At 52.4% G+C, this 12640-nt stretch carries 11 protein-coding genes; all 11 read right to left on the bottom strand.

Annotated elements, in window-relative coordinates; translation table 11 throughout:
- Window position 1: 1 nt before the first annotated feature.
- Entirely contained in the window at window positions 2-1054 is a 1053-nt protein-coding gene (locus GTU67_RS09635; RefSeq protein ID WP_185779862.1) for an enolase C-terminal domain-like protein, read from the bottom strand.
- A gap of 11 nt (window positions 1055-1065) precedes the next feature.
- Entirely contained in the window at window positions 1066-1872 is an 807-nt protein-coding gene (locus tag GTU67_RS09630; RefSeq protein WP_185779861.1) for an enoyl-CoA hydratase/isomerase family protein, read from the bottom strand.
- 79 nt (window positions 1873-1951) lie between these two features.
- On the bottom strand, window positions 1952-2659 hold the full coding sequence (locus tag GTU67_RS09625; protein ID WP_185779860.1) for an ABC transporter ATP-binding protein: 708 nt from the start codon (window positions 2657-2659) through the stop codon (window positions 1952-1954).
- Window positions 2652-3434: an ABC transporter ATP-binding protein gene (locus GTU67_RS09620; RefSeq protein WP_185779859.1), complete on the bottom strand. Its 783-nt coding sequence runs from the start codon at window positions 3432-3434 to the stop codon at window positions 2652-2654. The genes GTU67_RS09625 and GTU67_RS09620 overlap by 8 nt, the downstream gene beginning before the upstream one ends.
- Window positions 3431-4468, bottom strand: a complete 1038-nt coding sequence (locus tag GTU67_RS09615) for a branched-chain amino acid ABC transporter permease (protein ID WP_185779858.1) — start codon at window positions 4466-4468, stop codon at window positions 3431-3433. Before GTU67_RS09615 ends, GTU67_RS09620 begins: the two co-directional genes overlap by 4 nt.
- Window positions 4461-5354 carry a branched-chain amino acid ABC transporter permease gene (locus tag GTU67_RS09610; protein ID WP_185779857.1) on the bottom strand — a complete coding sequence of 298 codons (894 nt, stop codon included), beginning with the start codon at window positions 5352-5354 and terminating at the stop codon, window positions 4461-4463. Before GTU67_RS09610 ends, GTU67_RS09615 begins: the two co-directional genes overlap by 8 nt.
- 71 nt (window positions 5355-5425) lie before the next feature.
- Entirely contained in the window at window positions 5426-6610 is a 1185-nt protein-coding gene (locus GTU67_RS09605; protein WP_185779856.1) for an ABC transporter substrate-binding protein, read from the bottom strand.
- Window positions 6611-6677: 67 nt separating this feature from the next.
- Window positions 6678-8198 carry an AMP-binding protein gene (locus GTU67_RS09600; RefSeq protein WP_185779855.1) on the bottom strand — a complete coding sequence of 507 codons (1521 nt, stop codon included), beginning with the start codon at window positions 8196-8198 and terminating at the stop codon, window positions 6678-6680.
- Complete coding sequence (locus GTU67_RS09595; RefSeq protein ID WP_185779854.1) at window positions 8191-8715, bottom strand: (2Fe-2S)-binding protein; 525 nt, start codon at window positions 8713-8715, stop codon at window positions 8191-8193. Before GTU67_RS09595 ends, GTU67_RS09600 begins: the two co-directional genes overlap by 8 nt.
- Window positions 8712-9530 (bottom strand): FAD binding domain-containing protein, encoded by an 819-nt coding sequence (locus tag GTU67_RS09590; protein ID WP_185779853.1) that lies wholly within the window; start codon window positions 9528-9530, stop codon window positions 8712-8714. Before GTU67_RS09590 ends, GTU67_RS09595 begins: the two co-directional genes overlap by 4 nt.
- On the bottom strand, window positions 9527-12508 hold the full coding sequence (locus GTU67_RS09585; RefSeq protein ID WP_185779887.1) for a xanthine dehydrogenase family protein molybdopterin-binding subunit: 2982 nt from the start codon (window positions 12506-12508) through the stop codon (window positions 9527-9529). The genes GTU67_RS09590 and GTU67_RS09585 overlap by 4 nt, the downstream gene beginning before the upstream one ends.
- Between the last annotated feature and the right edge of the window lie 132 nt (window positions 12509-12640).

Genomic DNA, 12640 nt, shown 5'->3' with positions numbered 1-12640 from the left:
CCTAGGCCTTTAAGAACAAACCATGGCCCGGCGTATCGCGGGGCTGCAGCCGGCCGTCGGCACCGCGCTCAGGCCACCCCTCGAAGGCGTCTTCGACAATAGGAAACGCCTCGAGTAACAACTGCCCCTGGAATGCGCCGGAAAAATGCACGAACAGCCCAGGCAAAAAGTGTGGGGCCACTTGTATGCCTTTCAGGGCGGCCATACGGGCAACTTCCAGACAGGGCGTCAGGCCGCCCGCCATGGCCAGATCGGGCTGAATGACACCGGCAATGCCATCTTCTATACACACCGAAAAACGATCCAACCCCTGAAAATGCTCACCCATGGCAATGACCGCCCCGGCATTTTGCGCAGCCAGACGGCGATACCCCAAAACATCATCAGAAGGCAGCGGCTCTTCGATAAAACTTAGCCCATATTCGGCGGCCAATGCCAAGAGCCTTGTTGCGCTGTGCGCATTACCTTTTTCGTTGGCGTCCGCCATCAGCCGGGCTTCCGGACCAATGGCGTCACGCACGGCGCGCAAGACGGCCTCGTCACCCACATTGGCATTGACGCGTGGCTTTACGCCCGCATAACCGGCAGACATGTACTGCGCCGCCAGCGCGGCAACGGCTTGCGGGTCGTCTTTGGGGCCAAAGCCGCCGCTGGCATATACAGGCACAGGGGCCATGCTGCCGCCCAGCGCCAGCGCCAACGGTTTGTTCTGGCGACGCGCGGTCAGGTCCCACAAGGCAACGTCTAGTGCGGCAAGGGCCAGCATGTTGGGGCCATCGCCGGTTCTGTTGAAGCTTTTTTTAATGTCGGCCCAGTGCTCGGGCGGCGCCTTTAGCGCACCACCCTGCAAAAACCGGTTGGCCAGCACTTGTGCAAGCTGCGCAACGACGGCCCCGCCACCCCCAATCACATACGACAACCCCAGCCCCGTTGCGCCATCGGTATCGCGCAAGGTCGCGACAATAATGTCAACGCCCGTTACTCCGGACCCCCCAATGGGTTTGTCAAATTTCTTTTCGACAAGCTGGATGTTTATGGATATAAGTGAGGGCATCGCGATCCGAATCAGGTTCCATTAAATTTGGCTGCACGCTTGCTGTGGAAAGCCTCAACCCCTTCGCGAAAATCGTTGGACGAACGCAAGCGACTATAACAATGCCCCTCAAGGTCTATTGCAGTCGTTAGGGTCGCATCCTCCGTTTCATTAAGTAACTTCTTCGCTGTACGTTGCGCCAAAGGAGAGAACTTACGCAGCTCTTCAACCAGAGCATCAGTCGCACTCTCCAGCTGATCGTCTGCCACACACTCTGTCGCTACCCCCCAATCGTAAGCCTGTTTCCCAGAAATACGCCGCGACCTCATTACAACATCTTTCGTACGGGTGATTCCAACCATCTTCTGCAAACGTGCCGACCCACCAGAGCCTGGGATTTGGCCTAGCTTTTGTTCTGGTAAAGCGTACAACGTGGTGTTTGAAACAAGTCGAAAATCGCAGGCTAGAGAAATTTCGAAACCAACACCAAAACAATAGCCCCGATTTACGGCAATGACGGGCTTGGAACAACGCGCAGGCGCCGCAATGTTCCAAGCTAATTGAGAAACATGCTCTGGGGTGGCCTCAAGAAAACCCTTAATATCACCGCCGCTAGAAAAATGCTCCCCACGCGCACGTAGAACAATGATACGAACGGCCGGATCCTGATCTAGGGACTCGAATACCAAGCGCAACTGATCTCGCTGGGCCATAGAAATAATATTGAACGGCGGCCTGTCCAAAATAATATCGGCGCGTTCGCGTGCAGCATCGACCTCTACGGAAAACCCATCAAGTTCGGATAACATCGTCTGAGCTACATGTGTCAACTGTGACATCTTCGTTCCTTTAACATCAAAAATAAATCTGGGGTTGCGTTACAAAAATCAAACGTACGCAGCAGCATATAAATCAAAATCAAACAGCAATCACTTTATTCAATGCCTCTCGGTCGTCTGTCGATTTAGCATTACCCTGCAAGACGACCTGACCCCGCTCCAGTGCATAAAAACGGGTTGCAACCGTAAGAGCACGGTGAACGTTCTGTTCGACCAGCAAAATGGGCATGCCCTCAGACTTCAATCGCTCAATGATGGCAAAGATCTCTTCGACAATGATTGGGGCCAACCCCTCGGTAGGCTCGTCAATAAGCAACAACTTAGGCGCACCGACCAAGACCCGAGCAATTGCTAACATCTGCTGTTCACCACCCGATAAAGAAGTTCCCATCTGCAAGCGACGCTCACGTAGCCGGGGGAATTGGTCATACACCTGACTTAGAATCTGACGACTTTCAGCTCTTGATCTGCGAGGACATTGCAAAACGCCAAGCTGCAAATTTTCTTCAACGGTCAGACCGGGGAACACCCTCCGGTCTTCGGGTACCAGACCTATACCTAGCCTGCATATTCGATCGGACTCCATTTCATTTAGAGATGCCCCGTTAAACTGCACTACCCCGGCTGACGGTTTAACCCACCCTGCAATTGTTTTGATTGTCGTTGTCTTGCCCACACCATTACGGCCACATAGCAAAACAACCTCGCCGGGCTCAACCGACAAAGACACCCCCTGCAATACATGGCTCAAACCATAGTGAGTATTTACATCGCGCAACTCAAGCATCTTGCCGCTCCCCAAAATAGGCTGACTGAACGGCCGGATTTGCCCTTACATCTTGCGGGGAACCTTCTGTTAGTTTTTTGCCTTGTGTCATCACGACCACATGATCAGAAAGCGTCATAACCAATCCAACATCATGTTCAACCAACAATACAGTTACATCCCCAGCCAATGACTTAATAAGCCCGGCCGTTTCGAGCGTGTCGGCATGCGACATACCTTGAGTTGGTTCATCAAGCAATAACAATTTAGGCCTCGAGGCCATAGCCAACGCAATCTCGAGACGTCGCTGTTCGCCGTGCGACAAATAACCTGCGAGCTCGTAAACCTTTTCCTCAAGGCCAAACTGGATAATTAGCTCATCAACTCGTTGCCTGGCATGGACACTTCGAGACAAAGGCTGAAAGGCCCGCCCCCCCGACTCGAGCGCCTGAGCCGCCAGGCGCAAGTTTTCAATGACAGATAAATCGAAAAACAGCTTGGTGATCTGAAAAGAACGTGACAAGCCCTTGTGCAGTAACTGATTAGGCGTCAAGGCTGTAACACGCTCGCCATTAAGAAGTACCTCGCCTTGGGTGGGACGGATCGCACCGCTGACAAGATTAAACAACGTACTTTTTCCAGCGCCATTAGGCCCGATCAAAGAAACGATTTTTCCGCGTGGCGCGCGAAAACTCACCTGATCTACGGCTTTAAGTGCACCAAACGATACAGACAAGCCTTGCACATCCAGGATGGCATCCCCATCAGAGGTGGAAGAGTTAAAACGTGCACTCATACAGCCCTCCCTGGACGTTCAATGCGAAGCTGAATACGTGTCTTCAGATACCCAATTAACCCGGTGGGAAAGAAAATGACCGAAATCATGAACAGCACTCCGATGACAATTAAGTGATGCTCTGTGTACGAGCCCACAATTGACTTAAGCGCAGTCAGAATGACACTGCCGTACAGTGGCCCGATAAGTGTGCCTATCCCCCCCAAAACAACTGTAATGACGGCGTTCCCTGACGTGTGGAAGAACAATAGCTCCGGAGAAACAAAACCCCGCAAGACGGGATACAAAGCCCCCGAAAGCGCGGCCACATTAGCGGCGATGACAAAAATAAGAAGCTTGTAAGTTTGAGCGCTGAAGCCCAGAAATGGCACGCGATCTTCGTTGGCTTTAATGGCAACCACGACACGACCAAAAGGGCTTCGCGATAACGCCTCCAGAATAAAGTAAAGCCCCATAATGAACGCGAGAACAAACAAAAAGAACGCGCCGGGATCATTGCTGTTAATTGCGAAAAATCCAAAACTTATTTCAATAATCGGAACGCCCATAATGCCGTCTGAACCGCCCAATTCGTACGTGTTGTATACGGCCTTCGCAACAACCTCAGCTAATCCAAAGGTAATCAAGGCGAAGTAAACGCCCCTAGCCCTTATCGCTATAAGACCAGCAACTAGGCCAACCGCAGTGGTAATCAAAATAGTGATGACCATCGCGAGCCAAAAAGACGGTGCCATACTCTTAAGAACCAGCGCTGAGACATACGCGCCCAAGCCAAAAAATAATGCGTGTCCCAGCGACAAAAGACCGGCATAGCCTAGGAGCAAGTCCACGCCCATAGCCAAACCGCCATAAAGCAAAGCTTCAGTAGCCAGCCGGAAGAAAAAAACGTCATTAGCTACATAGGCGACCACTGTGAACAGTAGTGCCAATGCGATAAAAAGATAGGCAAAGCGTCTGAGAATATTGCGTGCAATGTCCTCGGGCTGTTGAGACAAGACACGCCGCGATGGGGCTGAAGTGGTGTGCTCAAGCATGTCCTAACCTCCCGAACAAACCTTGCGGCCTCACCATTAGCACAAGCACCATAATGGCGAAAACCAGTGGGTCACTCCAAGATGGCGAAATATATAAACTTGAAAGCGCCTGAATTTGGGTCAGAAACAACCCAGCAATCAGGGCCCCTTTTATGCTACCCAGGCCGCCCACGATGACCACACTGAATGCCATCAGGATAAAGTCTTTTCCCATAGTGGGGAAAACGGAATATATTGGCGCAAGCATTATTCCTGCCAGCCCAGCCAAAGCCACTCCAAACGCAAAAGTTCCCGCATACACCACAGACACCGGGACGCCTAGCGAAGACGCCATGTTTTTGTCAAAAGCGGCCGCACGCACCATAGCTCCAAGCCGGGTTTTGTAAACCACCAACCAGACTAACGCGATGATCAGTACACCGATAGCCATCATGAAAAGACGATAATTTGGAAAAAACACCCCCATAATTTCACTGCCGCCGCCAATCGGCATATCGACAGAATAGGGCTGGGGCCCAAAAATCAGTTTGTAGACGTCTTCCAAAACGATTGCCAGACCGAACGTCAAAAGCAGGGTCAACATATGTCGGTCACGTTGATGGAAAACACGCTGAATAAACAAGCGCTCAGTCATGTATCCGAGCGGCGCCATAATAAGCGGCACCAAAACCAAGGCGACCCAGAACCCTACACCCAAAGCCAACAAGGTAATACCCACATATGCCCCAAGCGCATAGAACTCGCCGTGAGCCATGTTAATTACGTCAAGCAAACCGAAGATAATTGTTAGCCCCAGCGCCATTAGCACAACCGCTACGCCAATAGACAAACCATTGATAATTTGAGGCGCATACACAAACTGAAAGGCATCGATCACGCTACCCATACACATTATTCCTTGTAGGGACCGAGGCCCGGATACTCATGGCCCGGGCCTGGTCTTAGAGAAAAGGCTATTCAGAAACGAGTGCAGGTATCCGGACCAAGTGCGTCTTTAGCGTCTACTTTGCTCAGCACATTGAACTTACCGTCTTGAACACGCGTTACATACATGTCCTGCATAGCCTGATGATCGCCCGCACGCATTGTCTTCGTCCCCTGTGGCGTTTCCCACTCAAGACCTTCCATTGCCGTGCGCACCTTTGCGGTCTCGGTACTTTGAGCCTTTTCTACTGCAGCCTTATAAAAATACATCACGCCGTAAGAGTCAGCCCCATACAAGTCAGGCAAGGCTTTATAGGCCTCCTGAAATGATTTAACAAAAGTCTTATTTGCAGGGATGTCTAGATCAACGGAGTACCCCACGCCAGTCGTAAATCCCTCGGAGTTTTTCCCCATCGCATCCATATTCTGCGAGGTCACTGTTCCTGACGCTCCAACTATCGTCAGATTGCGATTCAAGCCATATTCAAACAGTTGATTGAACAAACGAACGGTATCGTTACCCGCCACCGACGTGTACATAACATTAGGACGCGCCGCACGAATTTGACCAAAGAAAGGGGAATAATCTTTGTTTCCCAATGGAGCGAAAACCTCGCCTACTGTCTTGGCACCTTTATTCTCGGCTGCGGTCTTAAATGCCTGTACCGTGCTACGACCCATTTCATAATCGGGCCCTAAATAAAAGACCTTAGCATCAGGTATCGACTGACTCATCCAAGAGGCCAAAGCAACAGACTGTTGACCCGCTTTAGCGTTGACACGAAAAACATTGGGCGAACACCTCTCTCCGGTAATAGCATCGGAGAACGAAACCGTCGTGGCTATTAATCGATCATTGCGTTCAGCAACCTGACCAACTGCCAGTGTCGAAGCCGAGTTGACAGTCCCAGTCAAGAAATCGACCTTCTCTACTTGAAATAATTTCTCTGCCTTGGGAGTTGCAACTGCCGGATTGGCCTCTTCATCCTCAAATAACAACTCAACCTGACGCCCCATGATCCCTCCGGCGGCGTTGATTTCTTTAGTCGCCAACTCGATGCCCCAACGCACCTGCTGACCCAGGCTGGCATAAGTTCCTGATAATGGGGTCACGACTCCGATCTTGATCGGGTCCGCAGCTATGGCAGGGCTGAAGCCGGTAACGCCTGTCACAAGTGTGAAGGCTATAGCGCTTCTGGAAAATGTATTTTTATGCATGATGTCTCCTGATTATTTAATTATCTTGAAGGTCTGACGGCCTATGTGTGCCTAGTTAAGACCTTTACTACTCGGGGTCATACTCACTAGCGACAAGTTTGCGGCGCAAAAGCTTGCCTACTGGCGAACGTGGAACTTCTTTTACAAAAATGTAAGCACGGGGACGCTTGAAGTTGGCTAGCCCCGAGGCACGACAATGCTCGTCCAAAGCGGCCTCCGTGACCTCACCAACGCGTTTGACAAATGCAGTAACCTGCTGCCCCCAGCGGGGATCTGGCAGACCCACCACAGCCACCTCATCGACTGCTGGATGCAAGGAAAGTAGACTTTCGATTTCAACTGGCGAAATGTTCTCACCGCCGCTGATAATCATGTCATCGGTACGTCCTGAGACGAACAAATCACCATCGCTGTCGAAGTAACCCGTATCGCCGCTGAAGTACCACCCTTCAACAAGTGACTTCGCGTCAGCATCGGGCCTATTCCAATAGCCTTCAAAAGACTCGTCGCCTGTTAGATCCGCAATGATTTCCCCCTCCTCATAGGGTTCGGTCAAAGCATCGGGACATTTTGAGTTCAATCGCACCACACGAATACGCTGATTGATGCCTCCTTTCCCTGCGCTACCGGGCTTACGGGCCGCATTCTGATCAACGGTGAAGGTATAAACCTCAGAAGATCCATAATGGTTAACGAACAACTCAGGCAAAAACACCGCAACGAGTCGCTGCACCAGGTCGGCATTCATGGGCGCCCCGGCAAACCCCAGCTTTCGTACTGACGACAGATCGGTCTTAGAACAATTAGGGTGCGCCAAGATATCGTGATATAGCGTTGGCACGAGATACAAATTGGAAATGCGTTCGGCCTCTATCGAAGTCAACACGGCAGCGGGATCGAATTTCGGAACACACACAAAGCACCCGTCGATCAGCGACATAGACAGCAACGACCTTACGCCCATCGTGTGGTAAAGCGGCATCACGCCCAGTGTTCGCTCACCTCGGCCGTAAAGATTCTGCGCCACGTGCGCCAGTGCGGCAGCGCGCTCATGCCGGTGTCGTCGTGGCACCCCCTTAGGCTTGCCTGTTGTCCCGGACGTGTACAACATAAGGGACCAATCATCGGCGTCAGCATTAAGCAAACGCGATGCTGGCTCCGCGACCAGCCAATCGTCAAAACTGACGGCCCCGGCGGCTGACATGCCGACTGATGCACGTTTTACTCGATTGGCCATTGCAGACTCAGCCACAGCCTGCGACGATACATCTTGAAATACCAGCACGGTTGCCTTGGAGTCTTGAAGGCAATAGTCAATTTCATCGGACTTGGCACGCCAATTCAATGGCGTCACAATGACACCTAGAAACTGACAAGCCCAATGCAACGTGGCCAACTCCCAACGATTCTGCAAAAGCGTGACCAAATGATCGCCACGCCTCAACCCAATATCATGCAAAGCACCCGTCACATTGCGAATACGTTCGAACCATTCCGCGTAACTTAGTCGAACCACGCCATCGACAATCGCGGTCTCGTTTGGACTACGCTCCACTGAAGCCAAGAAACTACGACCCAAATCAAGCATTTTTTTCCACCATCCCTTTCGATTTTTGACGGGCGTTAGCTACCTCTAGTACGGCATCAATAATGTTGCGATATCCGGTGCAACGACAGAGATGGCCAGAGAGCATTTCCTTGACCTCGAGTTCGGTGGGCTGCGGAACTTCTCTCAAATAGTGATCACACGACATCAGAATTCCGGCTGTACAGTAACCACACTGCAACGCGTGATGACGTTGAAATGCTGCTTGAAGGTCGGAAAGCCCTCCATCAGAATCCGCAGCAAGACCTTCCACTGTATTGACCGTACATCCCTGAGCTTGCACCGCCAACAAAAGACATGATCGAGTCGCTACGCCATTAACTTGGACCGTACATGCCCCGCAAACACCGTGCTCGCAGCCCACATGGGTGCCTGTTACACCTAGGTCATGGCGCAAAAAATCGGACAATAGCGTCCTCGGCGAGGCGTAAGCGCTACGCGCGACACCATTCAGCGTCAAAGATATGGGAGCAAGCTCATCTTTTTTGTAATGTTTCATACAACTACTCCTTGAATCACACGCAATCCCAACTGACGTACAAGATGGCGTCGATAGTGAGCGGTAGCGTGCGTATCGGACTGCGCCTCCAAACTCCACGCAAAGTCGTTGATCGCCAACTCCAGCTGTTCACCAGATAACCGGCCCAACTTAGCGGTTCGCGGGCGATCAGCGACTCCACCAACGGTCAAGTCGACATACTCCCCTGCAGCCACCGCAGCCACGGCCACCAAAGCAAAGTCACCATGCCGCATCGAGACTTCATCGAAGTAGTAACGAGCGCCTGGCAAAGCCATTGGGAACCTCACTTCTTGAATGAGCTCGTCCGGCGCCAATGTAGTCGTCAACATGCCCTGAAAAAATGTTTCGGCCGCGACAACGCGCCGATTGGTTGCAGAACGGACCACCACTGACCCATTCAAAGCAGTAAGGCATAAAGGCAGCTCGGCACTTGGATCGGCATGCGCAATAGAGCCACAGACAGTGCCGTGATTACGAATTTGGAAATGAGATATAAATGGAAATGCTTGGTGCAGTAACGGCACTTTTTGCGCCAGGTTAGGCCAATGCTGGAGCTTGGCTTGCGTTACCGCTGCACCAACAACCAGTTGATCTCCCTCGACACGGATATAGTCCAACTCAGAGCACCGTGAGATATCGATTAAAAAACTGGGTTGAGCCAAGCGAATATTGAGCATTGGCATTAATGACTGCCCACCAGCCAAGATACGGGCGCGCTCACCATATAACTGGAGACTTTCGAGCGCCTCATCTAGTGTTTCAACACAAAGATAATCAAAACCGGCTGGCTTCATTTTCTTCCTCCTAACCAGTCCATCAGTCGCCGCCATAAAGACGGCCGGCACGATAGGGACACATCCTCGCCAATTGCCTTGCGCCCCAGATGTTCAAAAAATTGACGCAGAACTATGCGCGCTGCCCCTTCGAGCATGCGCGACCCTACTGCTGCAACCTTTCCGTTGATCGAAACGCCGTAGTCGTAATGCAGCCGGGTCCCCGCCTCGAAGGGCTCAAGCCGCACGCGGCCCTTACCCTCCACGGAACCGAGGGCACTCAGACCACTACCGTCGAGCGTCAAAGCGTTGGGAGGAGTCAAGTCACTTAAACGTATTTCCGCAACATATCGTGCACGGACAAGCCCCACTCCCATAGTGACTTCCGCACGATAATGATTCTCGGCAACTTGAACTAAGCTATGGCATCCCGGCACAACACTAGCCAGGGCTTTCGGGTCAAGAAGAACGTCATATACCTGCTGGGGTTTGGCTAGCAGATCAACTGAACCAGACATGTTCAGGGCCAAGCCACCACGCTTTGCGTTAGCGACAGGCTGATCATTGGCAACATTAATGTGCGCTTGAGGCGGGGGATCGCTCGTACCCAATAGCGCATGAACCCGTGAAGGCGTCAACGGCAAGGTGACATCGGCAACACCCAAGGCATCAGCAACGGCGTTTGCGATGCAGACTGGCGTGCTCATATTGTTGCCTTCGCCAATTCCCTTACTGCCTAACGGCGTAAACGGTGAGGGCGTCTGCATGTGCAATATACGCAGATCGGGCACTTCACAGCAGGTAGGCACGAGATAATCGGCGAACGTTCCCGCCAAAAAACTACCGTCTTCGCCATAACTAAACTCTTCGAGTAGGGCGGCCCCCACCCCCTGTGCGAATCCTCCGCGCGACTGGCCATCGGCCAAAGCGGGATTCAAAATCGTACCCGCATCATGCAAGCTAACGTAACGATCAATATGGATTTTGCCCGTCACGGGGTCTACTTCCAAGCCGCAAACATCAAACACAAAACCGTATACGGCCGAGCTATTCACTACATCACGCTCATCCGGCGCCGTTAACTGCGGAGGTGTCCAGAATACGGTTTCGCGTAAGCCTGGCGACACACCTTGTGGCAAAGTACCTGGGGCCCAATGCGGCGCACCGGCGACACGATGAAAGGCTAACTTATCTTCCGGACGGGAATGAGCGTAGATTTTCCGACCGGAAAACACCACGTCATCCGCATCAACGCCCAACATACCGGCCGCAATTTTCGCCAACTTCTCTCTAATCTGCCTAGCAGCGAGATGGACTGTCCCAGCAACAGCACCGGCAAAGCGACTGGAGTAATTTCCTGCTGCTATAGACCAACTATCTTTTTGGGTGTCATGCTCAACATTAACGGTGATGTCCTCAGGCTCCAGCCCCAGTACGTCGGCTACTACTTGGGACACCACCGTACGATGCCCTTGACCCTGTGGCACCGAATCAATCATGACACTCACGCTTCCCAGCCCATCGATATTGATCGTCGCACTGGTTGTTGCACCATTCTTGGGGCCCGCTTTCGCCCGTTCCTCGGGCGTCATTGCAGTGGTGATATAGCCCATATTTGAAATCGAAGGCTCCACAATCGCCGCATAGCCAATACCATACAAACGTCCCTCACGACGCGCCTGGTCACGGCGCGTATAGAGCTCACTCACCCCACCTTCCAGTTCGGCCTGCCGCAAGGCGCCTTGATAGTTCCCAGAGTCGTATAGAGCCCCAGCTGGCGTCCGATAAGGAAAGGCATCGGCATCAATCAAATTACGTCGTATTACTTCAAGCGGATCCAAATCAAGTTCGACAGCAATGCGCTGCACCAGGCGCTCGAGCGCAAAGTACATTTGCGGGCCGCCGAAACCCCGCACCAACCCCGATGGTGTTTTATTCGTCAACACCACTCTGTTACGCGCTGCAACGTGCTTGACTTTGTATGCACCCGTCAGCATTCCATGCATGCGATAGAAAGTCGCGGGCTCTGGCGCACGCAAGTAAGCGCCACAGTCGTCGATCTGATCGTATCGAAGGGCAACAATTTCGCCGTCATTGCGCACGGCGGCTTCCAACGTAGTCACCCTGTTTGTTGCTGACACAGACGCCTGCAGGTGTTCAAGACGATCTTCGATCCACTTTACTGGCGCGCCTGCCTTACGTGCAGCTAGACATAACAAAACGACATAAGTCGACACGGCCTGCTTTGTACCGAAACTCCCTCCGGAATCACGTGGAGAGCGCATACGCAGTCGAGTACCCGGTACTTTTAGTGCCCTTGCCATTACAGGGTGTAGAGCGAAAGGCCCTTGAAAATTTGACAAGACGTCATACCCACCGTCAGTCGACAAAAACTCAGCGACAACGGCGAAGCATTCGATGGGTGTGCATGAGTTGCGGGGATACCGAATTTTGACGCTGATCACCCGCTCCGCCGCAGCGAACGCCGTATCTGGCTCGCCATAGGAAAAGTGACGATCATTGACCAAGTTAGAACCTACCGCCTCGTGGAGCACCGGCGCGCGATCCGACAACGCTTGTTCCGGATCCACTACAGCGTCGTGCCGACGGTACTCAACCTGCACCAGATCCAATGCATCCTCTGCGAGATAGCGGGATTCGGCGATAACAACTGCGACAGGTTCTCCTACGTACCTGACCCGGTCAATCGCCATGCACCAATGTTCCATTGGTTGTCGAACACCCACAGCAAAGGGCGTCGCCCAAGCCTTTACATCGCTACCAACCAGGACCGCACGCACTCCAGGGGATTTCAATGCAGCTGATACATCAATGGACAGAATATCAGCGTGAGCTAGCGGAGACCTGACAATGGCCGCGTGCAAGGTCCCCGGTTTGACGCCAATATCATCGACAAAAGCGCCACGACCAGTGAGCAACGCCTCGTCTTCCACTCGCAGCACTGAACGCCCAATATGCGCATGCGCAGCAGTTGGCATCTCAGCCTTGTTTGCAGCTTCAGCCACTTGTCTTGCTCCTTCCAATCTGTTCCCCCTAATGGGGTAATCGTTGGAAAAAGTTTAAGTTTGGGTGGCCAAAAACACGTTATCAAGGAGTCTGGCTATTTACCG

Source organism: Pusillimonas minor, assembly GCF_014237865.1.
GTDB classification, from domain to species: Bacteria; Pseudomonadota; Gammaproteobacteria; order Burkholderiales; family Burkholderiaceae_B; genus Neopusillimonas; species Neopusillimonas minor.
This window is presented reverse-complemented; position numbering and strand designations above follow the sequence as displayed.

Excerpts from the sequence above, each read along its gene's own strand:
- GTU67_RS09635 (WP_185779862.1), bottom strand. The coding sequence starts at position 1,054 with ATGCCCTCACTTATATCCATAAACATCCAGCTTGTCGAAAAGAAATTT.
- GTU67_RS09630 (WP_185779861.1), bottom strand. The coding sequence starts at position 1,872 with ATGTCACAGTTGACACATGTAGCTCAGACGATGTTATCCGAACTTGAT.
- GTU67_RS09625 (WP_185779860.1), bottom strand. The coding sequence starts at position 2,659 with ATGCTTGAGTTGCGCGATGTAAATACTCACTATGGTTTGAGCCATGTA.
- GTU67_RS09620 (WP_185779859.1), bottom strand. The coding sequence starts at position 3,434 with ATGAGTGCACGTTTTAACTCTTCCACCTCTGATGGGGATGCCATCCTG.
- GTU67_RS09615 (WP_185779858.1), bottom strand. The coding sequence starts at position 4,468 with ATGCTTGAGCACACCACTTCAGCCCCATCGCGGCGTGTCTTGTCTCAA.
- GTU67_RS09610 (WP_185779857.1), bottom strand. The coding sequence starts at position 5,354 with ATGGGTAGCGTGATCGATGCCTTTCAGTTTGTGTATGCGCCTCAAATT.
- GTU67_RS09605 (WP_185779856.1), bottom strand. The coding sequence starts at position 6,610 with ATGCATAAAAATACATTTTCCAGAAGCGCTATAGCCTTCACACTTGTG.
- GTU67_RS09600 (WP_185779855.1), bottom strand. The coding sequence starts at position 8,198 with ATGCTTGATTTGGGTCGTAGTTTCTTGGCTTCAGTGGAGCGTAGTCCA.
- GTU67_RS09595 (WP_185779854.1), bottom strand. The coding sequence starts at position 8,715 with ATGAAACATTACAAAAAAGATGAGCTTGCTCCCATATCTTTGACGCTG.
- GTU67_RS09590 (WP_185779853.1), bottom strand. The coding sequence starts at position 9,530 with ATGAAGCCAGCCGGTTTTGATTATCTTTGTGTTGAAACACTAGATGAG.
- GTU67_RS09585 (WP_185779887.1), bottom strand. The coding sequence starts at position 12,508 with ATGCCAACTGCTGCGCATGCGCATATTGGGCGTTCAGTGCTGCGAGTG.